22 protein-coding genes are annotated in these 25,269 nt (G+C 71.7%); 8 read left to right on the top strand and 14 right to left on the bottom strand.

Annotated elements, in window-relative coordinates; all coding sequences use genetic code 11:
* The first annotated feature begins 52 nt into the window (after positions 1 to 52).
* Positions 53 to 1,018 (top strand): helix-turn-helix transcriptional regulator, encoded by a 966-nt coding sequence (locus tag ACIBP6_RS14815; RefSeq protein WP_397052341.1) that lies wholly within the window; start codon positions 53 to 55, stop codon positions 1,016 to 1,018.
* 86 nt (positions 1,019 to 1,104) lie between these two features.
* Positions 1,105 to 1,347 carry a hypothetical protein gene (locus ACIBP6_RS14810; RefSeq protein ID WP_132618820.1) on the top strand — a complete coding sequence of 81 codons (243 nt, stop codon included), beginning with the start codon at positions 1,105 to 1,107 and terminating at the stop codon, positions 1,345 to 1,347.
* Positions 1,348 to 1,399: 52 nt separating this feature from the next.
* Here ACIBP6_RS14810 and ACIBP6_RS14805 read toward each other — a convergent pair whose 3' ends face one another.
* The 6 genes from ACIBP6_RS14805 to ACIBP6_RS14780 all read right to left on the bottom strand — a co-directional run bounded on the left by ACIBP6_RS14805 (position 1,400) and on the right by ACIBP6_RS14780 (position 6,761).
* On the bottom strand, positions 1,400 to 1,549 hold the full coding sequence (locus ACIBP6_RS14805) for a hypothetical protein (protein WP_165970021.1): 150 nt from the start codon (positions 1,547 to 1,549) through the stop codon (positions 1,400 to 1,402).
* Positions 1,550 to 1,863: 314 nt separating this feature from the next.
* The gene (locus ACIBP6_RS14800) at positions 1,864 to 2,313 is read right to left on the bottom strand and encodes a cupin domain-containing protein (RefSeq protein WP_397052339.1); all 450 of its coding nucleotides are present in this window, start codon (positions 2,311 to 2,313) and stop codon (positions 1,864 to 1,866) included.
* Positions 2,310 to 2,990: an NADP-dependent oxidoreductase gene (locus tag ACIBP6_RS14795; RefSeq protein WP_397052337.1), complete on the bottom strand. Its 681-nt coding sequence runs from the start codon at positions 2,988 to 2,990 to the stop codon at positions 2,310 to 2,312. The genes ACIBP6_RS14800 and ACIBP6_RS14795 overlap by 4 nt, the downstream gene beginning before the upstream one ends.
* 628 nt (positions 2,991 to 3,618) lie before the next feature.
* Positions 3,619 to 4,212, bottom strand: coding sequence for a DUF6461 domain-containing protein (locus tag ACIBP6_RS14790; protein ID WP_397052335.1), 594 nt, complete (start codon positions 4,210 to 4,212; stop codon positions 3,619 to 3,621).
* A gap of 255 nt (positions 4,213 to 4,467) precedes the next feature.
* Entirely contained in the window at positions 4,468 to 5,292 is an 825-nt protein-coding gene (locus ACIBP6_RS14785; RefSeq protein WP_132618814.1) for a PIG-L family deacetylase, read from the bottom strand.
* A gap of 68 nt (positions 5,293 to 5,360) precedes the next feature.
* Positions 5,361 to 6,761: a tetratricopeptide repeat protein gene (locus ACIBP6_RS14780; protein WP_397052333.1), complete on the bottom strand. Its 1,401-nt coding sequence runs from the start codon at positions 6,759 to 6,761 to the stop codon at positions 5,361 to 5,363.
* Positions 6,762 to 6,870: 109 nt separating this feature from the next.
* Here ACIBP6_RS14780 and ACIBP6_RS14775 point away from each other — a divergent pair, with 109 nt between their 5' ends.
* A complete protein-coding gene (locus tag ACIBP6_RS14775) occupies positions 6,871 to 7,692 on the top strand; it encodes a DUF1206 domain-containing protein (protein ID WP_397052331.1) in 822 nt (273 codons plus the stop codon).
* 13 nt (positions 7,693 to 7,705) lie between these two features.
* Here ACIBP6_RS14775 and ACIBP6_RS14770 read toward each other — a convergent pair whose 3' ends face one another.
* A complete protein-coding gene (locus ACIBP6_RS14770) occupies positions 7,706 to 8,800 on the bottom strand; it encodes a glycerophosphodiester phosphodiesterase (protein ID WP_397052329.1) in 1,095 nt (364 codons plus the stop codon).
* A 205-nt stretch (positions 8,801 to 9,005) separates the two neighbouring features.
* Between ACIBP6_RS14770 and ACIBP6_RS14765 the strand changes: the two genes are divergently transcribed.
* Complete coding sequence (locus tag ACIBP6_RS14765; protein WP_397052327.1) at positions 9,006 to 10,175, top strand: alginate lyase family protein; 1,170 nt, start codon at positions 9,006 to 9,008, stop codon at positions 10,173 to 10,175.
* Positions 10,176 to 10,293: 118 nt separating this feature from the next.
* Here the strand turns inward: ACIBP6_RS14765 and ACIBP6_RS14760 are convergent, their stop codons facing one another.
* The 3 genes from ACIBP6_RS14760 to ACIBP6_RS14750 all read right to left on the bottom strand — a co-directional run bounded on the left by ACIBP6_RS14760 (position 10,294) and on the right by ACIBP6_RS14750 (position 13,221).
* Entirely contained in the window at positions 10,294 to 11,622 is a 1,329-nt protein-coding gene (locus tag ACIBP6_RS14760; protein ID WP_397052325.1) for an amidase, read from the bottom strand.
* Positions 11,623 to 11,695: 73 nt separating this feature from the next.
* Positions 11,696 to 12,541 (bottom strand): glutamate ABC transporter substrate-binding protein, encoded by an 846-nt coding sequence (locus ACIBP6_RS14755; RefSeq protein ID WP_397052323.1) that lies wholly within the window; start codon positions 12,539 to 12,541, stop codon positions 11,696 to 11,698.
* Positions 12,538 to 13,221 (bottom strand): response regulator, encoded by a 684-nt coding sequence (locus ACIBP6_RS14750; RefSeq protein ID WP_397052321.1) that lies wholly within the window; start codon positions 13,219 to 13,221, stop codon positions 12,538 to 12,540. The genes ACIBP6_RS14755 and ACIBP6_RS14750 overlap by 4 nt, the downstream gene beginning before the upstream one ends.
* Positions 13,222 to 13,380: 159 nt before the next feature.
* Between ACIBP6_RS14750 and ACIBP6_RS14745 the strand changes: the two genes are divergently transcribed.
* Together ACIBP6_RS14745 and ACIBP6_RS14740 are read left to right on the top strand one after the other, a co-directional pair.
* Positions 13,381 to 16,212 carry a hybrid sensor histidine kinase/response regulator gene (locus tag ACIBP6_RS14745; protein ID WP_397052319.1) on the top strand — a complete coding sequence of 944 codons (2,832 nt, stop codon included), beginning with the start codon at positions 13,381 to 13,383 and terminating at the stop codon, positions 16,210 to 16,212.
* Positions 16,213 to 16,365: 153 nt separating this feature from the next.
* Positions 16,366 to 17,601, top strand: coding sequence for a cytochrome P450 (locus ACIBP6_RS14740; protein ID WP_397052317.1), 1,236 nt, complete (start codon positions 16,366 to 16,368; stop codon positions 17,599 to 17,601).
* A 73-nt stretch (positions 17,602 to 17,674) separates the two neighbouring features.
* Here the strand turns inward: ACIBP6_RS14740 and ACIBP6_RS14735 are convergent, their stop codons facing one another.
* Positions 17,675 to 18,889, bottom strand: coding sequence for a DUF5685 family protein (locus ACIBP6_RS14735; protein WP_397052315.1), 1,215 nt, complete (start codon positions 18,887 to 18,889; stop codon positions 17,675 to 17,677).
* A gap of 867 nt (positions 18,890 to 19,756) precedes the next feature.
* Between ACIBP6_RS14735 and ACIBP6_RS14730 the strand changes: the two genes are divergently transcribed.
* On the top strand, positions 19,757 to 21,796 hold the full coding sequence (locus ACIBP6_RS14730) for a SpoIIE family protein phosphatase (RefSeq protein ID WP_397052313.1): 2,040 nt from the start codon (positions 19,757 to 19,759) through the stop codon (positions 21,794 to 21,796).
* 539 nt (positions 21,797 to 22,335) lie between these two features.
* Here ACIBP6_RS14730 and ACIBP6_RS14725 read toward each other — a convergent pair.
* Complete coding sequence (locus ACIBP6_RS14725) at positions 22,336 to 22,875, bottom strand: putative glycolipid-binding domain-containing protein (RefSeq protein ID WP_397052311.1); 540 nt, start codon at positions 22,873 to 22,875, stop codon at positions 22,336 to 22,338.
* A 79-nt stretch (positions 22,876 to 22,954) separates the two neighbouring features.
* Between ACIBP6_RS14725 and ACIBP6_RS14720 the strand changes: the two genes are divergently transcribed.
* Positions 22,955 to 23,494, top strand: a complete 540-nt coding sequence (locus ACIBP6_RS14720) for a CGNR zinc finger domain-containing protein (RefSeq protein ID WP_397052309.1) — start codon at positions 22,955 to 22,957, stop codon at positions 23,492 to 23,494.
* Here the strand turns inward: ACIBP6_RS14720 and ACIBP6_RS14715 are convergent.
* Positions 23,479 to 24,123 carry a response regulator gene (locus ACIBP6_RS14715; protein WP_132621698.1) on the bottom strand — a complete coding sequence of 215 codons (645 nt, stop codon included), beginning with the start codon at positions 24,121 to 24,123 and terminating at the stop codon, positions 23,479 to 23,481. The two genes, ACIBP6_RS14720 and ACIBP6_RS14715, sit on opposite strands and share 16 nt — an antisense overlap.
* Positions 24,114 to 25,262, bottom strand: coding sequence for a sensor histidine kinase (locus ACIBP6_RS14710; RefSeq protein ID WP_397052307.1), 1,149 nt, complete (start codon positions 25,260 to 25,262; stop codon positions 24,114 to 24,116). Before ACIBP6_RS14710 ends, ACIBP6_RS14715 begins: the two co-directional genes overlap by 10 nt.
* Between the last annotated feature and the right edge of the window lie 7 nt (positions 25,263 to 25,269).

Raw genomic sequence — 25,269 nt, 5'->3', positions numbered from 1 at the left:
GGGTGACGAGTTTCTGTCATCTGGCGTAAACCCGACATCCGAGGGGGCGGGATTGCTGCAGGCCATCGGACTCAGCGTCCAGGACGAGGAGGTCTACGACGCTCTCGTGCGGCGGACCCAGGCCACGGCCGCCGAGATCGCCGCCGACTGCCACCTGCCGGTCACGGCCACGCGGCGCATCCTGCAGTCGCTGGTCGAGCTCGGCCTGGCCACCCGCTCGACCGGCCGCCCCACCCGCTATGTCGCCGTCTCGCCCGACAGCAGCCTCGAGGCCATCCTGCGCGAGCGCGAACGCCAGCTCGACGGCGTCCGCACCCACATCCGCGTGCTCATGGACGTCTACCGCGCCAACACCCTCTTCTCCCACCCCGGCGAGCTCATCGAGGTCGTCTCGGGGCGTGACGAGGTCAACCAGCGCTTCGCCCAGCTGCAGCGGAACACCAGGGCCGAGATGCGCGGCTTCGACCGCCCGCCGTACGCCGCCCCCGAGCAGCACACCCGCTCGAACCCGATCGAGCTGGACCTGCTGCGGCGCGGCGTGAAGTACCGCGTCATCTACGACACCAGCGTGCTGGAGCTGCCGGGCTGGCTGGAGGACGTGACGGCCGGGATGCAACGCGGGGAGCAGGCGCGCATCGCCGCCGACCTGCCGATGAAGCTGGCGATCTCCGACGACCGGCTGGCCATCATCCCGTTGCTGCGGGCGGGCGACAGCGCGGTCACGGCGTCGTACCTGATCCATCCGTCGCCGCTGCTCGACGCGCTGATGGCGCTGTTCGAGGCGCTGTGGGAGCGCAGCGTCCCCGTACGGCTGACGCCGCAGGGCGGGGAGCTGTCGCAGGACGAGGAGCGCCTGCTCACGCTGCTGGCCTCGGGCGCCACGGACAAGGCGGCCAGCCGCGCGCTGGGATGGAGTGAGCGCACGGTCCAGCGGCACATCACGAAGCTGATGCGCCGTCTCGGCGCCCAGACCCGCTTCCAGGTCGCGATGGAGGCCACCCGCCGCGGCTGGATCTGACGCCGCTCGCCCACCCGGCGCGGTACGTCCGACATGCGAGAATGAGGGGGAGATGCCTACGGGCGAACGTCCACACGGAGGACCGGATGGAAGTCATGGACGTGTGGGTGGACGTACTGTCCAGCGTGGAAGGGAGCCGGCAGCGGGTGACGGTGCACCTCTACGGCGGCCAGTCCCTGAAGGGAGTCGTCGTCGAACTGGACCGGGCCCGCAAGAGCGTCGTCCTCGACGAGTACGCGCAGGGCTCCGCTTCGACCCGGCATGAATCGCCCGTCCACACGATTTTGCTGACGGCGGTTCAGGCCGTCACCGTGCACAAGGTGGAGTGAGGCCCGGCGCGAAAGCCGGGCCTCCCACCGTGCCGGCGAAATCCGCCCGATATCAGTGACGCCGTGACCGGAACTTGTCCAGGAACCGCCGCATCTTCTGCTGCGTGTGCGGGTCACGGGCCATGCGCTTCGCCTTCTCGACATTCTGTCTGCCCTGAGGGCTGCGCAGGTACGTGCGCACTCGATCCATGAGTGTGGCCATGCGCCCACCCCTACCCGGCCGGGCTGCGGGCAAGCGTGTCGGGCCGGTTGGGGAACTCTGACCGCCGGGAACGGCTCTGCGCCGTCCGCGCGGGAACTCGACCGGTCGCAGCCCACGGTCCGCCGACGGCGACGGGTTGATCACGACGCGCGGCCGGTTGAGGACCATCGGCAGTCGCTCACCGACGACGAGTTCGCCCGCTTGCCGGGAGCGGGCACGCCGGCCGGCCCACCCGACCGGCCGGCGTGGCCGCGCCGCTACTGCCACCGACGTCGCCTCCAGCGCCTGGCCGTCTCGCCGGACGGAGCCGGCTGCTAGTCGTCGACCTTGAGCTCGTGCCCGGTGTCGGAGATGAAGATGACCAGCAGTTTCGCCGGTTTCGTCTGGCTGGTGTTCTCGGCGAGCAGGTGGTGGGCGCCCGGCTGCTCGACCCAGTCCTCGCCCTGCTGGTACGTACGCGCCGGCCCGTCGGCGAGCCGGCTGCGCACCGAGCCTTCGAGCACGTAGGCGTAGACGAAGGCCGAACCGTGCCGATGCGGCGCCGCGCGACCGGCAGGCGGGAAGTCGACGATCGCCGAGGTGAACGTCTTGCCCTTGACGTTCGGAAGCGCCTGCTCGTACAGCGGCGTCAGTTTGTCCGACGGTGGCGTCGTCACCACGGCGGCGACCGGCGCCACGTCGGGCGCGGGCTGGGCCGCGGGGGCGCACGCGGTGGCCACCATGGTGGCGGCCAGACAAGCGCCGGCGAACCGTGTTCCGATCATGACGGCCTCCTCATCGGGCTTCCGTGACGCGAATGATCGTCTTGCCGGGGGTGCGCCGGTCGGGAGTGAACGCCGCCGGCGCTTCTGCCGGCGTCCGTACGGCGCCGACGATGGGCTTGAGCCGGCCGTCCCGCAGCCGCTGGACGAGGTCGGCGAGCCACGCGGGCTCCCGCCTCGCGCGCGAGCTGCACCGCGACCGAGCCGACCGCGCCCGCGGCGCCGTGGATGAGCGCGGTCTGGCCGGTCGTGAGACGGCCGTGGTCGAACCGGCCCTGCCATGCGGTCAGCCCGGAGATCGGCAACGCGGCGGCCACGGTGTGGTCGACGTCGGCCGGCAGCGGCGCGAGGTTGCGCGCCTCCTCCGCCACGTACTCGGCCAGCGAACCGTTACGGCACCGGTCGGTCAGCCCGAACACCCGCTGCCCGACGGTAAGACCGGTGGTGCCGTACCCCAATTCGGCGACGACCCCCGACACGCCATGCCCGGGCACACTCGCCGCCCGGTCATGACCGGCTCGATCGACCCACGTCCCCGGCCAGTCGAGCTCTCCGGCGATGAACCCCGCGGCGTGCACCCGGACGATGACGTCGTTCTCGGCGGCATGCGGGTACGGCATCTCGGTCAGCGAGAGCCCATCGATACCGGCGGCGCGGTCTCGAGCGGCGACGGCTCGCATGGCGGCTCCAAAACACACAAACCAAAATGGCCTTGAACCACATATCCTCCCGTAATAAGCGAGAGGGTGGATTGAACGAGCGCTCCCGATATCTCCACGATTACCCCAACAAATATCGCCCCAATTCCGGGCTTTTCGCGCGCCCTGTCAACGCCTCCCCCACAGCCACGGCTACGAAAACCGCCCGCCGTACGCCACCCGGCAGTCCACGGGACCTCACCTGTTCACGGTGCCTCACCACGACGCGATGGCCCCCTCGGGACAGAGCGGGATGAAAAGCCCTCGGGGCGGCTGGTCTGGATGGCAACGATGTGGGCCGGGCCACCGCTGATCGGTCCGTCTGCGGGTCATGTTCATGGGGGCATAGCCGGTGTGGAGGCGTTTGGGCGTGTTCGGCGGTCTGTCCCGTGTGGTGGTGTCAGGGGTGTTTCGCCTGGACGAAGTGGCTGTGCCATGTACCTGCTGGAGCCGGCGGCAGGTGGTTCGAATGGTTCCTCGAAGGGGATCAGCCGGAGTGGCTACCCGGTAGAGGACGCACCAGCGCTGGTCATCGGCGCCTCCGCACAGCTCCGCGAGGATCGCCTCACACGCCCGGCCAGGTCATGCTGGGTTCCGGGCCCCGTCCGGGTCAGGCCGAGGGCCTGGGACCGACGGTCACCCCCACATGGGGCCTTTCCATCCACGCCCGGCCGAGGCGAACGGAGGTGATTTTCTCCGCCAGCGTCAGCGTTGCCGCCAGCCAGTTCTGATCCCATGCGTTGAGACCTACACCGTGATCGACGACCCAGCCCACCTCTGCCATCTCGGGGTTCACGGTGTCGAGGGCCGGCGGTTCGAAGATATGGAGCACATGGCCATGCTCGGCCCACTTGACGTAGGCATCGACGTTGACGGTCCAGGAGACGCTCAAGGCGGCTCCGTTCACGGAGAGCTGCTTCAACAATGCGGAGGAGATTCCGCGGTAGCTCGTCGGCTCCACCACCACCACCCAATCGCCCTGCTGATCGAGCAGGATGGCGCCGTCGCTCGGCTCGTCGGGATCGAGGTCGTAGCCTTCCTCATATATGTCCTGGAAATCAGCCTCCCGCGTCTGGAGCGGATCCCCGCCGAAAAGGCGGACGCATTCCGGCAAGGGCAGACCACCGATCCAGGTGATGCAGGTAGGTTCTTCGAAAATCAGGTGTGCTGTCGCGTTATAGGTGTCGAATATGTCGTTCACCATGCCCCCCGCAACGATGGCGTGGCACGATCGTGGACCCACGACCGTGCCGCGCGTAGATCCGAATCACCTAGAAGAGTGCCTCATCTCAGTTGATGACCATGGCGAAGGAGAAACGCAGGCCCTGCGCTCCCGCAGGGCGGAATGACTTCTGCGCCCGGGGGCCGGAACGACGTCTTCTCGCTCGGCGTGCCCGTAGGTCGGGATGACGGCTCCTCGGTCTGTGCGTCGGTCAGTCCGGGGGCGGCTTTTCGTTCGTCAGCCGTCGCGGAGGCCGGCGAAGAGGTCTTCCTCGTGGGCGGGAGTGTCGACCTTGCTGAGGACACGTTCGAAGGCCTCGCGGGAGAACGCCGCCTGGCGGATCTCCTCCGGCATCTGCCACAGGAAGATGTTGTCGCCCTGGCTTTCGTGGGCCTGCAGCGCCTTGAGCTTGCGCTCGACGTAGGGGGAGACCTCGACGAGCGTGGTCACGCGCTCGTCAGGGGTGCCGAAGTCGTCGGACGGCGTGAAGCCGACGTCGATGCCCTGCTCGCGCATCAGCTCGAACATCTGCTTCATGGCCGAGCGGGGCATGGCCGTGTAGTAGAGCTTGGCGGGGATGCCGCTCAGCTCGGTGGCCGCCACCGTGACGCGGTGGGTCTGGACGTGGTCGGGGTGGCCGTATCCGCCGCCGCCCGTCTCGTCGTAGGTGACCACGACCTGCGGGCGGTAGCGCTCCATCAGCGCGGCCAGCCGGGCGGCGGCCTGGTCGACCGGGACCTTCGCGAACGCGTCGGGGTGGGCGTTGCCCTCCCAGCCCTGCATGCCCGAGTCGCGGTAGCCGAGCAGCTCCAGATGCTCCACGCCCAGCAGGGCGACCGACTCGCGCAGCTCGGCCAGGCGCTTCCTGGCCACCGCCGCGTCGTCATGACCCGGCTCGCCCGGCTTGACACCGCCGTCGCCGTCGCCCTGCTCGCCGTTGGTGCAGGTGACCAGAACGGTGCGGACGCCCTCGTCGGCGTAGCGGGCCAGGACGCCGCCGGTGCTCAGGCACTCGTCGTCGGGGTGGGCGTGCACGACCATCAGGGTGAGTTGGCGATCCATGGCTGGAACCCTACTCGCCGCCCCCGACAGTTCGGCCGGCGCACGGCGGATCGTCCGGGGCTGACCGGTCAGTCGGCCAAGGCGGTGCGGGTGAGGGTGGCGGCCTGTCGGCGGGCCAGGGCCGCTGCGGCGCGGTCGCCCGCCGACTCCGCGAGCGCCGCCTGCTTGAGCCAGTTGTACGGGCTGCACGGGCGCACGTTCACCCGCTCGCTCACCAGCACCCGCGCCACGTCATGCCGCCCGGACCGCAGCGCCGCCTCCAGGAGCGTGCGCTGCACCGCGTCACGCTGCGCGTGGCTGCCGCCGAACTCGCCGACCCGGTGCCGGATCGGATACAGCAGGTCGACCACGGCCGCGTAGTCGCCGCGCCCGAAGGCGGTGATCGCCCGGCACACCGGCAGCCCCACGCGCAGCGTCATGTCGTGATTCGTCACCCCAGGATGCGGCTCCCGCACGTACGCCTCCCGCCCCGCGATCAGCTTCTCGGCGTCGTACAGCCGCCCGGCGCCCACGTACGACATGACGGCATGCATGTCGTTGAACGCGTAGAACGGCTCGGCGACCCGCACCGGCCAGGCGTCGGCGAGGGCCCGCCAGCGTACGGTCTGGTCGGAGCCCTCCAGGTGCAGCCGCCACAGCAGCGCCGCCGCGTCCAGCAGCTCCATGCAGGACTGCCCGTCGGACATCACCGCGTCGTAGATCGCCAGCACCCGGTCCACGTCGCCGGCCTCCAGCGCGTACAGGCAGTAGTGCCACCAGCTGTGCACGTTGAAGAACGTCCCGGTGGACCAGTCGGGCACCCGCGCGTCCAGGTAACGCAGGCCGTCGCCGAAGCGCCCCTGCATCTCGTACGTGTGCACCACCGCGTGGATGCCCCACACGTCGCGCCGGTTCAGCTCGACCGCGCGCAGCCCCACCTCCTCCGACCGGTCGTAGTGACCGGCCTCCTCCAGGCCGAAGGCGTACATGCCGAGCAGGTGGCCGAAGTGGGGGTCGTCCTCGCGCCAGGCGGACAGCGCCCCGCCGATCCGGTCGCGCAGCATGCGGGCGTCGCCGGTGAAGAAGTCGATCTGGTGACCGGCCGCCAGCGCCAGCGCGTCGCGCGGGTGCGCCACGGTGATCTCGGCCAGCCGCGCCCCGCAGGTCAGGAAGTCGCCGTCGAGCAGCGCCCCCACGGCCGCCAGGTGGGCGCGCTCGCGCGGCGGCAGCCGGCTCTCGTCGATCCTGCGGCGGAACGCCCCGAATCGCACCCGCGCCGTGCGCGCGTCCTCCACCTCGGTGGTCAGCAGCCCCAGGTACGCCGCCAGGACGTTGCCCATGGGGAAGTCGGGCGACTCGGCCAGCGCGGCGCGGGCCTCGGCGTCCACCTCGGCGCGGAAGTGCAGCAACTCGTCGATCGCCCGGTCGTAGTGGCGGGCCGCGGCGGACCCCGCGCCCGTCATCGCCAGGCCGTGCTGATCCTGCGTCACGCAGTGAATGTAACCAGCGAAAAGCCCCGCGACACCTGGCCTGCGACGCCTAGACCGCCGTTTCCGGGGCACTCGTGGTCCCTGCAGACCTCATCGAGGAATGGTGATCATGGCGAACACAGCGGAACAGGCGGGCCGCGAGGCGAAGGCCGCGACCCGGCGGGCGGCCGGCAGCCGGCCGATGGAGGTGCTGACCAGGGTGGGCCTGGCGTGCCGCGGGGTGCTGTACGCGCTGATCGGCATCGTGGCGGTGCAGATCGCGTTCGGTGACACCTCGCAGGAGGCGGACAAGTCGGGCGCGATCTCCACGCTGGCCGGCCTGCCGTTCGGGGCCGTGCTGCTGTGGGTCATGGCCGCCGGGTTCGCCGCGCTGGCGCTGTGGCAGGCCTCCGAGGCGGTGTTCGGCGGCGGCAAGGCGCTGGACCGGGTCGAGTCGGTGGCGCGTACCGGCGTCTACGTGCTGGTCTTCTTCACCCTGCTGAGCGTGCTGACCGCGCACGGGGCGCCCTCCGACGACCAGAAGTCGCAGGACCTGACCGCCAAGCTGCTCGCCCTGCCCGCCGGCGCCGTCATCGTGGGCGTGATCGGCCTCGCCCTCGTGGTGCTCGGCGTCTACTGGGTGCGGCAGGGCGTCACGAAGGGGTTCAGGGAGGAGCTCGACCGCGGGCGGATGTCCCCGCGAGCCCGAACCGTGATGGACCGGCTGGGGCTCGGCGGGTACGTGGCCAGGGGAGTGATCGCCGCACTGGCCGGGATCTTCGTCGTCCAGGCGGCGATCACCCACGACCCGGAGGAGGCGGGCGGCATCGACGCGACACTGCGGGAGTTCGCGAACACGCCCGCCGGTCCGTGGCTGCTGGTGGCGGTGGCGCTGGGGGTGCTGCTGTTCGCCGGCTACTGCTTCGGCGAGTCCCGCTGGCGCCGTACGTGAGCCAGGACGCGAGCTACGCCGACAGCCGCGCCACGACGGCGCGGCACATGCCGGGGTCGTCGCAGAACAGGCCGTCCACGTCCTGCTCGACCAGCGTCGAGATCCAGCGCATCACGTCGCCGGTCGCGCGCGGGTGGACGGGGCTCGCCGGGTCGCCGAGCCGGTAGTCGGCGGGCAGCTGCGAGTTCTCGTTGCGCACCGTCCAGACGTGCACGTCGAGGCCCCTGCGGTGAGCGTCGCGGACCAGCGAGGTGGGCTGGGTGGTCCTGCCCTCGGCGTCCTGGGGCACCACGCGGCGGGTGTCCGCGCCGATCACGTCGGCGTACTCGGCGACCTCGCGCAGCCCGGCGGGCGTCACCATGTCGTCGTACGTGCGCGTGCTGCCGGCGGCGACCCAGTCGTACGGCGCGCCGCCGAACGTGACCAGCTGCACCAGCGGCAGCCTCGTCCTCTTGCTCAGGTCGCGCAGGTTCGCGGTCTCGAAGGACTGGATGTACGCCTCGCGCACGCGGTACTCGTTCAGCACGTCGAGCAGCGGCTCCTCCAGCGACAGGCCGATGGAGTCGAAGTAGGTCGGGTGCTTGGTCTCCGGGATGACGCCGACGCCGTGCCGCAGCGCGAGCTTCACGACCTCCTCGAACGTCGGGATCTCGGCCAGCCCGTCGAACGCGGTGTTGTCCGGCCGCAGATCGGGCACGCGCTCCTTGGCGCGCAGCGTCTTCAGCTCGGCCAGCGTGAAGTCCTCGGTGAACCAGCCGGTGACCGGCCGGCCGTCGATGGTCTTGGTGGTGCGCCGGCCGGCGAACTCGGGATGCTCGGCCACGTCGGTCGTGCCGGAGATCTCGTTCTCGTGCCGGGCGACCAGCACGTGGTCCTTGGTGGAGACGAGGTCGGGCTCGATGTAGTCGGCGCCGATGGCGATGGCGGCCTCGTACGACAGCAGGGTGTGCTCGGGCCGGAGGGCGCTGGCGCCGCGGTGGCCGATCACGAGCGGGGCCTGGCCGCGGCGCTCGGCCGCGGCGGGCGGGATCTGGGTCAGCACGACGGCGAACGTACCCCCGGCGAGGACGCCGGACAGCACGGTCGCGAGTAACCTGCGGATCTTCATGCGCGCACGGTAGACGGCTCAGGTGGACCGGGAGTTACTGGTGAGCACACAGTGATCGACGCTCCGTCCTCGGGATCTCCAGTCAATAGTAAAGTTTACAAACAGAAAAGCTTGACCGGGAATACGCGGGGCGCTTAGGTTCGCCATCGTCCGCAAGCCGCTCAGGTTCATTCCGCACACGTACGTGGACGAAGGGACTCCCCCCATGCGCAGCCGTGTCCTCCTTTCCGTGTCCGCGCTGGTGGCAGCGTTGGTCACCGGGCTGCCCGGCGGCCCGGCCGAGGCCGCTCCCGCCACCTTCACCCATCCCGGCGTGCTCGTCAGCCGGCCTCAGCTCGACTTCGTGCGGGCCAAGGTCCAGGCGAACGAGCAACCGTGGAAAGCCGCCTACGACCAGATGAACGCCAGCCGGTACGCCTCCCTGACCAGGACCCCGAGCCCTCGGGCGATCGTCGAGTGCGGCTCCTACTCCAACCCGAACAACGGCTGCACCGACGAGCGCGAGGACGCCCTGGCCGCGTACACGCTCGCGCTGCGCTGGTACATCTCCCGCGACAGCAGGTACGCCGAGAAGGCGATCTCGATCATGGACGCCTGGTCCGCGACGATCAAGGAGCACACCAACAGCAACGCGCCCCTGCAGAGCGGCTGGGCGGGCTCGACCTGGCCGCGCGCCGCCGAGATCATCCGCCACACCTACTCCGGCTGGCCCAACGCCGGCCGTTTCGCCACGATGCTGCGCGAGGTGTACCTGCCCGAGGTCGCCGGCGGCTCCAGCAGCAACGGCAACTGGGAGCTGACCATGACGGAGGCGGCCCTCGGCATCGCCGTCTTCCTGGAGGACCGCGCCGCCTACGACCGGGCCGTGGCCAAGTTCCGCGCCCGCGTGCCCGCCTTCCTCTACATCACCGCCGACGGCGCGCTGCCGGTCGCGCCGCCCGTCGGGGGCGTCGACACCCGCGACGAGATCATCCGCTTCTGGCACGAGCAGACCACCTTCGTCGACGGTCTCAGCCAGGAGACCTGCCGCGACTTCACCCACACCGGCTACGGTCTGGCCTCCATCTCGCACATCGCGGAGACCGCCCGCATCCAGGGCCAGGACCTCTACCCCGAGGTGGCGGAACGGCTCAGGCACGGGCTCGGCTTCCACGCCAAGTACCAGCTCGGCGCGGCCGTGCCCAGCTGGTTGTGCCGCGGTGACCTCACCCTCGGCCTGGGCCCGGTCACCGAGGTCGGCTTCAACGCCCTGCACAACCGGATGGGCATCCCGATGACCAACACCCAGACGCTGACCGAACGGCAGCGCCCCGCGGGGACCAACAACCTGTTCGTCGCCTGGGAGACCCTCACCCACGCGAACAACCCGCACTGAGGCAACCCGCACTGAGGCAACCCGCACTGAGGCAACCCGCACTGAGGCACCGCACCTGAGGCCGGCGGAACGCCCTCCCGCCTGCGCGTCCGTACAGGCGGGAGGGTGTGAGCGGCCGTCAGCCGGTGGCGAGGGCGGCGGTGTCGAAGAGCAGAGGCTCGTGGCCGGGGCGGCAGAGGAGCTGGAGGCCGACCGGCAGGCCGTCCACCGTTCCCGCCGGGACGGTCAGGGCGGGCAGGCCGAGCACGTTCCACGGGCTCGTCAGGGACAGCAGCGCGGGCCTGACCGCGATCGGCCGGCCGTCCACCTCGATCTCGCGCCGGTCCAGCGGCGGCGCGACGATGGGCACGGTCGGCAGCGCCACCACGTCGTGCCGGGCGAACAGCGCGTCCGTGAGGGCGGCCAGCCGCGTGCGCGCCTCCATGGCGCGGACGTACCGCCAGCCCGGCAACTCGGCGGCCACCCGCAGCCGCTCCAGCACCTCCGGGTCGAACAGGCCGGGGTCCCGCTCCAGCCGGTCGGCGTGCACGGCCGCCGCCTCGCAGCTCTGCACGATCGTGTACGTCTCCCGCAGCTCCTCGCCGGCGCCGTCCGGCAGCCGCACCTCCTCCTTGGCCCCGGCCCTCCCGGCCGCCTCCCTGACGGTGCGGGCCACCCGGGGGTCTCCGTCGAACAGCCCGGCGGGATCGAGCCACGCCACCCGCGCGGGCCCGGACACCTCGCCCGGGCCGCCGTCCCGGGCCAGGCGGCCGTAGGCGAGCAGGCAGTCCGCGGCGTCGCCCGCCAGCACGCCCACATGGTCGTACGTCCGCGACAGCGGGAACACCCCGTCCGCCGGGATGGCCCCGTACGCGGGCTTGAACCCGGCGATCCCGCACAGAGCGGACGGGATACGGACGGAGCCGCCCGTGTCCGTGCCGATCGCCAGCGGGACCAGGCCCGCCGCGACGGCCGCCGCGCTGCCGCCGCTGGAACCGCCCGACATGCGCGCGACGTCCCACGGGTTGCGCGAGGGCCCGTTCGCCGAACGGTCGCCGGTGGGCCCGTACGCGAACTCGTGCGTCGTCGTCTTGCCCACGATGACCGCGCCCGCCCGGCGTAACCCGGTCACGCAGGCGGCGTCGGAGCCGGCGACGTGACCGGCGAAGTGCCGCGAGCCCATGGTCGCGGGCAGCCCGGCGACCAGGACGAGGTCCTTGACCGCGACCGGCACGCCGTGCAGCGGCCCCCGGTCGGTGCCGGCGGCCAGCTCCTCGTCGGCCCGCCGTGCCGCGGCCGACGCGCCGGAGGCGTCGACGGTGACGAAGGCGTTCAGTTCGGGGTCGAGGGCGGCGACCGCGTCGATGGCCTGCCGGGTCAGCTCGGCGGAGGAGGTACGGCCCGCGCGGAGGTCACGGGCGAGGGAGGCGATGCTACGCCCACGGAAGGGGCCAAGGGGGATCGGCATGGCCTCTTTGTACACATATCGGGATCTGCGCGGCATCACCGGTCCTGCGCCCCCGTTCTGGTCGGGCGTCAGGTCAGGTGCCGTCCTGCTCGGGGGTGGGCGGGCGGGAGGAGTCCGAGGTCACGCCGGAGACGCCGATGGTCGCCATGTACGCGCGGTCCCACTGCCCGTCGCGCAGCCACCGGGCGATCAGCCCGTTGAGGTAGTCGCGGAAGACCGTGTCGTCCTTGCGCACGCCCATCCCGTACGGCTCCCGCCCGAACGGCTTGCCGACCAGCCGCAGCGTGGCGGGATGCTGGGCGAGCAGCCCGAGCAGGATGGTGTCGTCGGTGCTGATGGCGTCGACCCGCTCGGCCACCAGCGCAGGCACGCACACGCTGTAGGCGTCGACGATCTCGATCTCCGCCCGGGGGATCATGGAACGGAGCCGGTCGGCGGAGGTCGAGCCGATCGCGGTGCAGACGGTCTTGCCCTCCAGGTCGCCCACGTTCTCGATGGTCGAGTCGCCCGCCCTGACCAGCAGGTCCTGCCCGGTGTAGTAGTACGGGTCGGTGAAGGTCACCCGGTTCGCGCGCTTCTGCGTGATCGAGTACGTGGCGATGACGACGTCCACCACGCCCTGGGACAGGAAGTTCTCGCGCTCGCGCGAGACGGTCTCGACGAAGCGGACGTTGCGCTCGCTGCCGGTGAGGTCCTTGGCCACCAGCCGGGCCATCTCCGCGTCGAAGCCCGTGATCCGCCCGCTGGCCGGGTCCTTGTAGCCGAACATCGGCTGGTCGAACTTGATGCCGACGGTCAGCACCCCGCGCTCCCTGATGCGGGCCATCGTGGAGTCCTCGGGGAACGCCTGCGCCTCGCCGCAGCCGACCGGCAGCAGGCAGCACAGCACCGCGGCGAGCAGTGCTCGCAGCGCCTTCACCGCACCCGGTACCGGTGCTGGGGACGGCCGGGGAGGCCGTACCTCGGGCCGCCCTCGACCAGGCCGCGGCCGGCGAGGTACTCCAGATAGCGCTGGGCGGTGGCGCGGCTGACGCCGACCATCGCCGCCAGTTCGTTGGCCGAGGCGTCCGCCTCCACGTTGGTCAGCGCGGCCAGCACCGCCCGCTCGGTCGCCGCCGTGATGCCCTTGGGGCGGGCCAGGTCGAGGTGCATCGCGCGGTAGAGCTCGTCGATCTCCTGCTGCTCATCGAACATGCAGCCCGGCTGGAGCCGCTCCAGGGTGTCCGCGTACCGCAGCAGGGTGTTCGTCAGCGTGCTCGCGCGGGTCGGTTTGACGAGGTAGTACAGGGCGCCGCGCTGGATGGCCGCGCGTACGGTGTCGGACTCCTTGCGCCCGGAGATGACGATGACGTCGGTGGGCGGCCGATCGGGGTGGCGTAACCGGTGCGCCACCTCGAGGCCGGTCATGTCCGGAAGGTGGAGGTCGAGCAGCACGAGCCGGGGCGCGAAGCGGGCGGCCGCGTCGAGCGCCGTCTGACCGTTGGGCGCGATCGCCACCACCCTGAACCCGGGGACCTTTCCGACCTGATGCTTCAGCGTCGTCGTGATGACCGGGTCGTCGTCCACGATCAGAACGGTGATGTCCCTGAACTCAGGCACAGCCACGCTCCTCATCCCTATGGCAGATAGTTTCAGCTTAGATGCGCTTTATTCGATTATTTCGACTTTTGCTCGTTGTGCTCAGCGGAAAAGGGCGCTCAGCACCTTTTGCTCCTAACCTGATACCCAAGAGTCCGGGTCGGGAAAGGATGGACGGCGGTGCGATGGCTGCTCGCGGTGACGGCCCTGTGGACGCTGCTCGGTCTGCTGCCTCTGGCGCTGCTCACCTCCTCCAGCATCTCCCTGTCGGAGCAGGCGGTGCGCGAGGAGGTCACGGACCGGGTCAAGACCACCGCGTCCGTCAGCCGGGTCGTCGTCGACCAGCAGATGAGCTCGCTCACCCAGCTCGTCACCGCCTTCGCCCAGCGGCCCGAGGTGCGCGAGGCCGTGGGCGGCCCGCGCCCCGGCGTGCTGCGTGACTGGCTGGCCGAGCTCGAGCGGATGCGCGACGGCGTCAGCGGCCTGATCATGATCTCGCCGGAGGGCGACATGCTGGGCGGTGAGCCGCCGAGCGTGCTGCCCCAGGACATCGTCAGCACCGACTGGTACCGCGCCGTACGCGACCGGCCCCGGGCCCACGTGTCGCAGGCGTACACGCCGACCATGGTCGGGGTGTCGCGGGCCGTCGCCGTGGCCGCGCCCATCCCGAGCGCCGACGGCACCCGCATGCTCGGCATGCTCACGGTGGTCTACAGCCTCGACGCCATCCAGGAGTTCGCCGAGGAGGCCGCCGACGCGCAGGACATCCGCCTGCTCATCACCGACCGGGCCGGCGTGCTCGTCGCCGACCCCGGCAGGAAGCTGTTCGCCCTCACCTCGCTGCGCGAGGACCCGCGCGTGGACGCCGCCCTGGCCGGGCAGGCGTGGAGCGGCGACTTCCGCGGCATCGACGGCACGGTGTTGTCGGCCTCCGAGCCCATCCCGAGCATCGGCTGGACGGTCACCGCGGAGGTGTCGGCCGCCGAGGCGCTGGCCGAGGCCGAGCAGGTGCGGGCGAACGTGCTCACCGTCGCCGCCCTGCTCGCGCTGCTCATCCTCATCGGGCTCGGCCTGCAGATCCACAGCACCCGCGGCCGCCGCCGCGCCCAGGCCACCCTGGCCAGGTACGCCGCCGAGCTGGCCGCCGCCCGTGACGAGGCCGTCAGTGCCTCCAGCGCGAAGTCCGAGTTCGTGGCCAAGATCAGCCACGAGATCCGCACGCCGATCAACGGCGTGCTCGGCATGAACTCGCTGCTCATGGGCACCCGCCTGGACGACGAGCAGCGGTACTACGCCGGCACCGCCCAGTCCGCGGCGCACAACGTGCTGCGCCTGCTCGACGACTTCCTCGACCTGTCCCGCATCGAGGCGGGCCACCTGCAGGTCGACGAGGTGCCGTTCGACCTGCCGCGACTGTGCGACGAGGTGGTGGCGCCGTTCGCGCCGCGCGCGTACGAGCAGGGGCTGTGGCTGACGCTCCGGCTGGAGGAGGGCGTCCCGCGCCAGGTCTGCGGCGATCCGGAACGGCTGCGCCAGGTGCTGACGAACCTCGTCGGCAACGCGCTCAAGTTCACCTTCCAGGGCGGCGTCGACCTGCACGTCGCCATGGAGGACGGCGGGCCGGGGGAGGACCGGGCGGTGCTCAGGTTCGCGGTCGCCGACACCGGCATCGGGGTCGGGCCGGAGGACCGCGAGCGGGTGTTCGGCGTCTTCCGCCAGGTCGACTCGGCCATCACCCGCCGCACCGGCGGCAGCGGCCTCGGCCTGGCCATCAGCCGGCAGCTCGTCGAGCTGATGGGCGGCCGGATCGGGCTGGACAGCGTCGAGGGCGTGGGCAGCCGGTTCTGGGTGACGCTGCCGGTCGACGTCCTGACCTGGACCGAGCCGGAGCACGAGACGCTGGAAGGACGGCGCGCGCTCGTCGCCGACCCGCGCCCGGAGGACCGCGCGCTGGCCGCGCGCTTCCTGACCGAGGCCGGGCTGGAGGTGGCGCAGAGCAGGGACGAGGAGTCGGCTCTGGCACTGCTGAGGGCCGCCGCCGCGGGCGGGGAGCCGTACGAACTGGCGGTGGTCGCCCTCGACCTCGGCGCCGCCCCTGAGCCGGGCACGAGCTCGCTCGCCCACGCCATCCTCACCGACCCGGCGTTCCAGGCCACCAGCGTCGTCGTGGTCGTCACGCCGGGCCGCTCCGGCTTCGCCTGGCCGGGCGGCGCGGGGGAGCGGCACGTGCAGTCGATCACCCGGCCGCTCAGCCGCCGCCGCCTGCTCGCCGCCGTGGAGAACGCCCTCGGCGACGGCGAGAGCCCCGGCGAGCCGCTGGAGGGCGCCGAGGCCGGCGGCGGGGGAGCGCGCATCCTCGTGGCCGAGGACGACGAGGTGAGCAGGCAGGTCGCGCTGCTCGTCCTCGAACAGGCCGGGCACGAGGTCGAGGTGGTCGAGGACGGCGCCCAGGCGGTGCGGGCGGTGCTGGCCGGCGGGTACGACCTGGTGTTCATGGACTGCCAGCTGCCGGTGCTCGACGGCCTGGCCGCCACCGAGGAGATCAGGACCCGCGAGGAGGTCCACACGCCGATCATCGCGATGACCGCCGCCGCCATGCCGGACGACCGGATCCGGTGCCTGGAGGCGGGCATGGACGACCACCTGGCCAAGCCGGTCGACTGGCAGCGGGTGCTGGCCAGGATCCCGGAGTGGGCGGCGTCGGCCGGGCTGCCGCCCGAGCTGGCGGGGCTGTCGCCGGAGGCGCTGGCGGACGTCGCGCAGGCGTACCGGGGGACGGCAGGGAAGACGCTCGCGGAGTTGCGGCAGGCGCTGCGCGACGGCGACCGGGCGCTGGCGGCCGAGCTGGCGCACCGGCTGAAGGGCGCGTGCGCGACCGTCGGCGCGGTCCGCGAGGCCGAGCTGTGCCGGCAGGTGGAGGAGCTCGCGCGGGCCGGAGCCGCGGTCGGGGACGAACTGCTCGACGAACTGGGCGACCTGCTCGACGACGTTCCCGAGTGGATGAACGCCTGACCCCTCACGGAAAGATTTGCTGACTCGCGGGCATGACCGATGGTGGTGAGTCATGACATCGTGGATCGTGGCCGCCGGCCGCCGTCACACCTGCACTTCCGCACCAAGCTTTCCCGCCTGTCCGCCGTACGCGAAGACACCTGGAGAGAGTCTGTGGAATCGTTCGGCACCGCCATCCCCTTAGACCCCACCGGCCGTGACATCCACGGTGAGGCCGCCCGCATCCGTGGCACCGGCCCGGCGACCCGGGTGGAACTGCCCGGCGGGGTGACCGCGTGGGCGATAACCCGGCACGAATCCCTCAAGCAGCTCCTGGCCGATCCGCGCGTCTCCAAGGATCCACGCCGTCACTGGCCGGCCTACATGTCCGGGAAGATCACTCCGGACTGGGTGCTCTACTCCTGGGTGGCGGTGGACAACATGTTCACCGCCTACGGCTCCGAGCACCGGCGGCTGCGCTCACTGGTCTCCAAGGCGTTCACGGCCCGCCGCACCATGGCCCTGCGCCCGCGTATCGAGGAGATCACCGAGGAGCTGCTCGGCACGCTCGCCGGCACCGCGGCGGGTGAGCCGGTCGATCTGCGCGAAGAGTTCGCCTACCAGCTGCCCACCCGGGTGATCGGCGAGATGTTCGGCCTCCCCGACAGCGCGCGAGGGGATCTGCGCCGGATCGTCGACGGCGTCTTCCACACCTCCGCGGACCCGGAGCAGGCCATGGGCACCCTGCGCCATGCCTACGAGGTCCTGGGCGGCCTGGTCGCGTCGAAACGCGGCAACCCCGGCGACGACATGACCAGCGACCTGATCGCCGCACGCGACGAGCAGGGGGACGGCTCACGCCTCAGCGAAGCCGAGCTGATCGACACCCTCTTCCTGATGATCTCGGCCGGTCATGAGACGACCGTCAACCTCATCGGCAACGCCGTCGTGGCTCTGCTGACCCATCCTGCCCAGTTCGCCCTCGCCCGTGCCGGTCAGGCCTCGTGGGAGGACGTGATCGACGAGACGCTGCGCTGGCAGCCGCCGGTGGCCAACCTGCCCCTGCGGTACGCGACCGAGGACATCCCCCTCGGTGACGTCGTGATCCGCGAGGGGGAGCCCATCCTCGCCGGTTACGCCGCCACCGGACGCGACCCGGCGCAGCACGGGGACGATGCCGGCCGCTTCGACCTGACCCGTCCCACCCGGCGCGACCATCTGTCCTTCGGCCACGGCGTCCACTACTGCGTGGGTGCTCCGCTGGCCAGGCTCGAAGCCGGCGTCGCCCTGCCCGCCCTGTTCGACCGGTTCCCCGACCTGGCCCTCGCCGTCCCCGCGGACGAACTGACGCCTCTGGACTCCTTCATCGCCAACGGCCACCGGGCCCTGCCCGTGCTGCTGCGCCCCTGACCCGCCGGAGGCGGCCGGAGCTGTCTGGGTCGCTGTCTGGGTCGCAGTCTGGGTCGCTGTCTCGGGCGTCGTCTCAGTCGCAGCAGGAGCAGCTGCAGCCGTCGCAGCAGCAGCCGTCCGAACTGCAGCAGGAGCAGCAGTCCCCGCAGTTGCTGCAGCAGTCGCCGTATCGGCAGACGTAGCAGCGCTCGTCCCAGGACTCGCCCGCCAGCGTGCTCCACTCCGGCCGCCACAGCCCGCAGGTGAGGAAGATCGCCGTGCCGGCCGCCGACCTGCGGATCCAGCCGGGTCGCCGGCGCAGGTCGGCGGCGGGGCGGAACGCGCGGTCCACCGCCCGGCGCACCTCGGCGCCGAGCAGCGCGTCCACCAGGTGGCGCTCCTCGAAGCGCACCTCGGCGAGCGCCAGGGCAAGGCCGTGGGCGGCGTCGTCGCACAGCCGCCGCGCCTCCTCCGGCGTGGTGCCGGTGGCGGTCAGCGGGTTGAACGCCCCGCGGGCGTCGTCCTCCGCCCGATCCTCGTACGCGTCCACCAGGTGCGCGATGCGGCCGAAGAACCTGCCCGCCTCGGCCAGCGCGGCGGCGTTCTCCGGCCGGCCGGCCAGCACCGCCGTGTGCGCGAACGCCGCCGCGACCGCCTCCTCGGCCGGCGCCGTCAGCTCCAGCACCCCGGCGACCGCCTCCCGCGCCGGTTGCCGGGCTCCGGCGAGCGCCGCCTCCGCCGCTCCGGCGACCGCTTCCTCCGTCGGCTCCGGCACCGCGGCGACCGGCGGCGCGGCCCGTTCGAGCACCGCCGTTTCGTGACCACGGGCTGCGAACGCGCGTTCCAGGGCCAGCTGGCGGGTGACCGTCGCGGCGAGGGGCGTCGTGTCGAAGCCGACCTCGGCCGCCAGGCGGGCGCCGGCCTTCTCCCAGCGAGCCGCCAGTCGCGTCCGCGCCCCGGCCGTGGCGCGGCCGGCGTCGCCGTCGGCGACGTGGTCGCGGATCTTGCCGGCGGCCAGCACGAGCGACACCCCGGCCGCGAGCCGGGCGCCGCTCGCCCGCGCGTCCACCACCTCGGCGCCGCGGAAGCCCCGTAACGCGCACGGTCCCGCCGTCCGGCGCGGCGCCGCCGACGGGAGCTGGGCCTCGGTGAGCACCGAGATGATCAGCGTGTCGTAGTTGGTCGCCAGCCGTGCGCCCTGCCCATGGCCGTCGCGCAACGTCAGGCACAGACCACACAGATGGGCCCGCCACGCCTCACGCAGCGACGGGCAGCCGTGCTCACCGCACGGCCGGATGATCCCGAACACATGACCTCTCAGCGGTATCGCCCCGATTGGCGAAGATCATACGGGTCCGCACCCCACACCCGCGCCGCTCCCGACAGAACCGGTCTCGTCTCACCTGGCATCCGCGCTGTCGCCGGCGGAACCGGACCCGTCTCACCTGGCATCCGCGCCGCTCCCGGCGGAACCGGTCTCCCCGAACACCCCGACGAGGTCGGGCGCCCCGGCGGGTCGCGGTCATGCGCCGGCGCAGGTTCCAGGTGGCTCCGCCGTCGGCGGACTCGCGCCCGATCCAGCGGAAACCGCCGGGGGTGATGTCGGCGAACCGCCGGCGGTCGAGTGTGCCGTCAGGCTCGGGCTCCGCCGAGATCACGGTGTCTCCCGTCACGGCGGAGGTCACCGTCTGAGCGCCCACCGTCGAGGTCTTCGACCAGAACGGCAACATGGTCATTGACGACTTCGGCATGGCGCCTGCCGGCACCGTGGAAGGAAGCGGGCTCACGTTGCGTGCCGGGCGCGGCCGCCCGGGGAGTGGCTGAGGCCGAGCGGCATCGGGGTAGGGCGGGAAGGCGACGGCTGCCGCATCGAGGTTCCGCACGAGCAGGTGGACGGGCAGAGCCGCTGTCCTACGTGACACCGCCGTGTGACTGCGGCTTGACGACGGGCCGGTCGTCGTCGACGTCGGCGAGGATGTCGAAGGAGTTGGTCAGCATGTTGACCAGCTGGGCCTGGCCGCCGCGTCACCGCGATGTTAGCGTTATCAGTACTAATGAGTACTTTGCCCGGTATGTCTTTTTGCTGGATGGTCGGGTTGGCGTGGGGTGATTCGCTCGCCGCGACCACGGCGGGCCATTCGATCGGCGTGGGCAAAGGGGCTGGGGGGGAGCGCTGATGGCTCAGAAGGTGGAGGAGAACACGTCCGGCGGACTGGCGCTGGACGTCTTTTCTCCTGCTCTTGTCGGGGTGGCCGTCACCAGCGGCCCGGACCACCGGCTCATCTACACCGACGACGCCTACCGGACCATCTTCGGCGACCGCTCACTCGACGTGCCCTTCCGCGAGGCGCTCCGCGATCTCCTCCAGAGCAGCTACTTCTCCCAGCTCGACCACGTCTACACCACCGGGGAGTCGCTCTCCCTCAGGGAGGTGCCCTTCGAACTGGGCAACCAGGGACAGGAGCGCTACGCCTCGATCAGCATCTCCAAGGTCTCGCTAGGCCGCGGCAGGACGGGCGTGCTCATGATGGTCATGGAGGTCACCGACCGGGTCCACTCAGCCCGCATGATCGAATCGATCGCCGAGAGCCGGCGCAGGTTCCTGCAGCGCTACCAGAGCCTCCTGCAGATCGACACGCAGGTCGTGTGGGTGACGGACGCCAACACGCAGGCGATCGAGCCGAGCCCCGGCTGGCAGCGGATGACCGGGCAGACCTGGAACGAGACCCGCGGCATGGGCTATCTCCGCGCCGTACACCCCGAGGACCGGGGGGCGGTCAAGGACGAGTGGGCCGCGGCGTCGCGCACCATGCGCTTGTTCGACAACGTCGCACGGGTGCGGATGGCTGACGGGAACTACCGGCACGTCAGAACGCGCGCCGTACCCGTGATCGAGGACGACACGGTGATCGAGTGGGTCGGCGCCTGCTCCGACGTCGAACAGGAGTGGCAGGAGGAACGGCACAAAAGGCTGCTCGACCAGGCCGCCGCGGCGACCGCCACCATGGCGGATCCGGATGAGGTCCTGCGCATGCTGACCAACGTCATCGTGCCCAACGTGGCCGACGCGTGCGGGATCTACCTCCTTCCCGAGTTCGACGGAGAGCCACCCCACCCGCTGGTCGTCGAGCGGTTCGTGAGCATCGTGCGGGAAGGGGACGACCTACAGCCCCCCGTCAGACCTGGCACGATCTCCCTGGAAAGCGACTGCGGCTTCGTCGAGGCCGTCAGGACCAGGCAGCCGGTGCACAGAGTCTTCCCACCAGGTCAAGCGCCGCCCGGCCTGGCGCCGCCCGGGGCAGCGGAGTGGTTCAGGGCCAACGGGATCAACAGCATGGCCCTGCTTCCGGTGATCGTCGACGGCGCGGTGGCGGCCGTCTTCGACGCGGTGATCTGCGGCGATCGGGAGCCGATCAGTGGAGCCGACGTCGACCTGCTGAACCGGCTGGTCGACCACGCACACGCCCACCTCAGCAACGCCAGGCGGTTCCAGCGCACCCAGCGCGTGGCCCTCGCCTTCCAGCACTATCTGCTCCCTGACCCGCCCCAGGTGCCCGGCCTGGAGATCATCGCCCGCTACCGGCCCAGCACCACGGCCGCCGAGGTCGGCGGCGACTGGTACGACTGTTTCCGGCTTCGCGACGGCTCGGCCATCCTCACCATCGGCGATGTGGCCGGGCACGATCTGGCTGCCGCGGTGACCATGAGCCAACTCCGCAACATGCTCAGAGGGCTCGCCATGGACCGCGACGAGCCGCCCGGCGACATCCTGCGCCGTCTCAACGTCGCCACGGAGTCGCTGTACGGCGAGGTCACGGCCACCTGCGTGCTCGCCCGCTTGGAGCACCCAGCAGACGGAGAGTGGCGGCTCACCTACGCCGTGGCCGGACATCCACCGCCGCTGCTGGTCACCAGGCACGGCGAGGCCCGCTACCTGGAAGGCGCCGCCGATCCCCTGCTCGGCCTGCTCGACGACTGGCCCCGGTCCAGCACCGTAGCGCCCCTGCCCCGGGGCAGCACCCTGCTGCTCTACACCGACGGTCTGATCGAGCACCCCGGCGAGCACCTCGACGAGGGCCCGGCCTGCCTGCTCGAGAACGCCGCCTCGCTAGCCCGCGAACCCCTCGACGTCCTGTGCGACCAGCTTCTCACCCGGATGAGCATGGCGGCGAAGGACGACATCGCGATAATGGCGTTGCGGCCGCCCGGACCCTGACGTTCACGATGCGGCCGTTGGCCCGGGGCACGGGATCGAGGAGGTGGCGGCCGCCGGCCGGGGCGACGTCGGCGATGCGGTCGCCGCCCAGCCGGGCCGAGCAGGGCGATGAAGTCGGCGGCCTCCCGCTCCACCAGGGCGGTCGGGTCGGGCGCCCGCGGCGGCGGCCTCGGACACGTAAGTCGCCGGGCGGCCGGCAGGCCACGCCGTTGCGGTAGACGTACACAGCGGCGACGGCCGCACGGTGAGTTTGCGCTCGTCGCGGCGCAGACAGCCGCGGCCGTTGACGGCGAGCCGTACCTGGTCGGACCCTCGCCGGAGGGGCCGCCGGCGGGCGGATAGGTGAGCGTCGAGGACCCAGCCGAAGGTCCGGACGCCGGGTTCGCGACAGACGCGGATCCCGGCGTCGTCGAAGAACTCGACGACCAGGTCTCACGTGCCGACGAACTGCCCGAACAGCATGAGCTGCTCGGCGGTGCCCGGATGCGGCCCGGTGGCGTGCAGGATCGGGGAGAGCGTCATGTGATGTGTTCTCTCCCTCAGCGGGACCGTCGCCAGAGGCCGGGGTAGTCGACGACGAGCCCGTGGTCGTCCACGGTGATGTCGGCCCGGAACGACCCCGACTCGTAGCGGTACACCGTCACCGCCCCACTGCGCCCCAGGCACGTGTAGCGCTGGGTCACCGCGCGCGGCTCCAGGTCGGGAACGTCGACGTAGACCACGAGCAGGTCGGCGGCGGCTCCCGGAGCGAGGCCGAGCCTGCGGATCGGCAGGGTGTTGGTCAGCGGCGTCGTGGAGATGTCGACGTCCACGCAGCCGGACAGGCCGGGCAGCGGCCGGCCGCCCGCGTCGGTCCAGGCTCCCCGGCCGTCGCCGGCGATGACCAGGGCGCGCCCGCCGACCTCGACCGACAGGCGCCGGGTGCGCCCGCCCTCGTCGGCGGTGAGCCGGTACGCGACGCGCGCCGGCCCGCCCGGCAACTCGTGCACGGCCAGGCCGTCCGCGTGCGGACCGTCGCCTTCCGTCCATCGGACGTGCTCAAGGCCGGGCCAGGCCAGCGACGACCACATCACGTCCATGCGCACCTCCGTGTAACCGGCTATTTCACTAGCAGGTTAACGAGCGACGACCGAATGTGGCAACCGTTAACCTGGATAGGTGGTTAACGTTCGTGATGGGTCCCCGCAGGAGGCCCCGGGCGCGCTGGAACGCGTGCGAGAGCTGCTGAACACCTGGCTGATCCCCAACGACACCCGCCGGCCGGCCGACCGCTTCGACGACTACGCCGCGCCCCTCCCGGCGCCCGACCGGGTCGTCGTGCGCCGGCTCCGCGACGACCTCCGCGCCGCGGTGGAGCGGCAGCCCGGCTCCGACGACCTGATCAACGCCTGGGTCCACGACCTCGGCCTCGGCGTACGCGTGCACGACCGCACGCTCGTCTTCCGGCACGACGCCGGCACCGCCGGCGAGATCCTCGCCATCGTCCTGGAGGCGATCACCACCCGGCAGTGGGATCGGCTCAAGGCCTGCCCCGACTGCCGCTGGGTGTTCTACGACCACACCAGGAACGCGAGCAAACGCTGGTGCCTGATGAACGCGGGCGGCCCCGGCGGCCGGGCGTGCGGCACGATCGCGAAAGTACGCCGTCACCGCCGCAACCGCGCCGGGCGCGACCCCGGCGGTCAGCTTTCGAGATAGCGCAGCACGGCCAGGACACGGCGGCTGTAGCCGGGCTGGCGGGGCAGGTCGAGCTTGTCCATGAGGGCGTTCACGTGTTTCTCGACCGTGCTGAGCGATACGTGCAGGCGTTCGGCGATGGCCGCGTTCACCAGCCCCTCGGCCAGCAGGCGCAGCACCTCGCCCTCACGCGGGCTCAGCCGGCTCAGCGGGTCGGCGTGGGTGGTGCGGGCCAGCAGCTGCCGCACCACCTCGGGGTCGAACGCCGTGCCGCCCGCGCTGACCCGCTCCAGCGAGTCGAGGAACTCGGCAACCTCCGACACGCGGTCCTTCAGCAGGTAGCCGAGGCCCTCGGTGGAGCCGGCCAGCAGCCGGGCCGCGTAGTGCTGCTCGACGTACTGCGACAACACCAGCACCCCGACGCCGGGCAGGCGCTCGCGGATCTCCAGCGCCGCGCGCAGACCGTCGTCCTTGTGCGTCGGCGGCATGCGCACGTCGACCACGGCCACGTCGGGACGGTGCCGCTCGACCGCCTCGACCAGCGCGGGCGCGTCCCCGACGGCGGCCACGACCTCATGACCGGCGTCGGCCAGCAGCCGCGTCAGCCCTTCGCGCAGCAGCACGGAGTCGTCGGCCAGGATCACCCGCACGGCGGCGCCTTCGGCAGCATGGCGGTGACGCGGGTGGGACCGCCGGGCGGGCTGTCGACGGTGAACGTGCCGTCGAGCGCCAGCACCCGCCGGGCCAGCCCGGACAGCCCGCCGCCCGACGGGTCGGCCCCGCCCTCGCCGTCGTCGGAGATCGCCACGCTCACCGTCCGCTCGTCCTCGCTCAGGACCACCAGGATGTCATGCGCGCCGGCGTGCTTGACGGCGTTGGTGATCGCCTCACGGACCACGAAGTACAGGGCGGTCTCCACCTCCGAGACGGGACGGCCGGACAGCCCGTCGTGCACGGTCACCGGCACCGGCGAGCGCTCGGCGACGCCCGCGAGCGCGGCCCGCAGCCCGAGCTCGTCGAGCGCGGTCGGGTAGATCCGCCAGGCCACGCTGCGCAGCTCGTCGAGGAGCCGGCGCGACTCGGTGTACGCCTGGGCGACCAGCTCGTGGACCTGCTCCTCGTCGCGGCTGTGCCGGGCCCGCCCCAGCAGCATGGCGAGGGCGACACCGCGCTGCTGGACGCCGTCGTGCAGGTCGCGTTCGATCCTGCGCCGCTCGTCGTCGACGGCCCTGACGATGCCGGAGCGGGTCGCGGTCAGCTCGGCGATGCGCCGGCGCATCAGCTCGCCGCCGTCGGGGCCGAGGAAGTGAACGGCCACGCGGCGTTCGAGCGCCGCCATGCCCAGCACCAGGAGGGCGCTCACCACCAGCAGCAGCGCCCCGCTGCTCAGGCCCACCACGTCGCTGCTGGTGACCAGGTTGACGCCGGGCAGCTCGAGCGGGATCGGCTCCGCCCGCCCCCACAGCAGCGCCCACGTGCCGCCGGCCAGGAACAGCAGGGCCAGGAACAGCAACGACGTGCAGGCGTACCCGCCGAGCAGGCCGAGGGCGGCGCGGGCGGCGAGGAAGGCGTACCCGCCGTTCTCGCGCGAGGTGTCAAGGCCGAAGAAGCGCGACAGCCGGGCCCGCTCCATGGCCGTCAGCCGGGCCAGCCCGCGCTGGGCGACCGGCCGCAGCGCGGGCACCAGGCACGCGGGCGCCGCCGCCAGCAGGAAGAGCGACTCGGCCAGGCCGAGCGCCATCCCGAGGACGGCTCCGGCCAGCGCGCGGGGGAACCTGCTGCCTGACATCGGCGTG

Source organism: Nonomuraea terrae (assembly GCF_044465245.1).
Lineage (GTDB): Bacteria > Actinomycetota > Actinomycetes > Streptosporangiales > Streptosporangiaceae > Nonomuraea > Nonomuraea terrae.
This window is presented reverse-complemented; position numbering and strand designations above follow the sequence as displayed.

What these genes read in the sequence shown, in the direction of transcription:
- ACIBP6_RS14730 (WP_397052313.1), top strand. Translation starts at nt 19,757, where the DNA reads ATGGCTCAGAAGGTGGAGGAGAACACGTCCGGCGGACTGGCGCTGGAC.
- ACIBP6_RS14810 (WP_132618820.1), top strand. Translation starts at nt 1,105, where the DNA reads ATGGAAGTCATGGACGTGTGGGTGGACGTACTGTCCAGCGTGGAAGGG.
- ACIBP6_RS14770 (WP_397052329.1), bottom strand. Translation starts at nt 8,800, where the DNA reads ATGAAGATCCGCAGGTTACTCGCGACCGTGCTGTCCGGCGTCCTCGCC.
- ACIBP6_RS14775 (WP_397052331.1), top strand. Translation starts at nt 6,871, where the DNA reads ATGGCGAACACAGCGGAACAGGCGGGCCGCGAGGCGAAGGCCGCGACC.
- ACIBP6_RS14805 (WP_165970021.1), bottom strand. Translation starts at nt 1,549, where the DNA reads ATGGCCACACTCATGGATCGAGTGCGCACGTACCTGCGCAGCCCTCAG.
- ACIBP6_RS14760 (WP_397052325.1), bottom strand. Translation starts at nt 11,622, where the DNA reads ATGCCGATCCCCCTTGGCCCCTTCCGTGGGCGTAGCATCGCCTCCCTC.
- ACIBP6_RS14800 (WP_397052339.1), bottom strand. Translation starts at nt 2,313, where the DNA reads ATGATCGGAACACGGTTCGCCGGCGCTTGTCTGGCCGCCACCATGGTG.
- ACIBP6_RS14785 (WP_132618814.1), bottom strand. Translation starts at nt 5,292, where the DNA reads ATGGATCGCCAACTCACCCTGATGGTCGTGCACGCCCACCCCGACGAC.
- ACIBP6_RS14765 (WP_397052327.1), top strand. Translation starts at nt 9,006, where the DNA reads ATGCGCAGCCGTGTCCTCCTTTCCGTGTCCGCGCTGGTGGCAGCGTTG.
- ACIBP6_RS14795 (WP_397052337.1), bottom strand. Translation starts at nt 2,990, where the DNA reads ATGCGAGCCGTCGCCGCTCGAGACCGCGCCGCCGGTATCGATGGGCTC.
- ACIBP6_RS14710 (WP_397052307.1), bottom strand. Translation starts at nt 25,262, where the DNA reads ATGTCAGGCAGCAGGTTCCCCCGCGCGCTGGCCGGAGCCGTCCTCGGG.
- ACIBP6_RS14790 (WP_397052335.1), bottom strand. Translation starts at nt 4,212, where the DNA reads ATGGTGAACGACATATTCGACACCTATAACGCGACAGCACACCTGATT.
- ACIBP6_RS14725 (WP_397052311.1), bottom strand. Translation starts at nt 22,875, where the DNA reads ATGGACGTGATGTGGTCGTCGCTGGCCTGGCCCGGCCTTGAGCACGTC.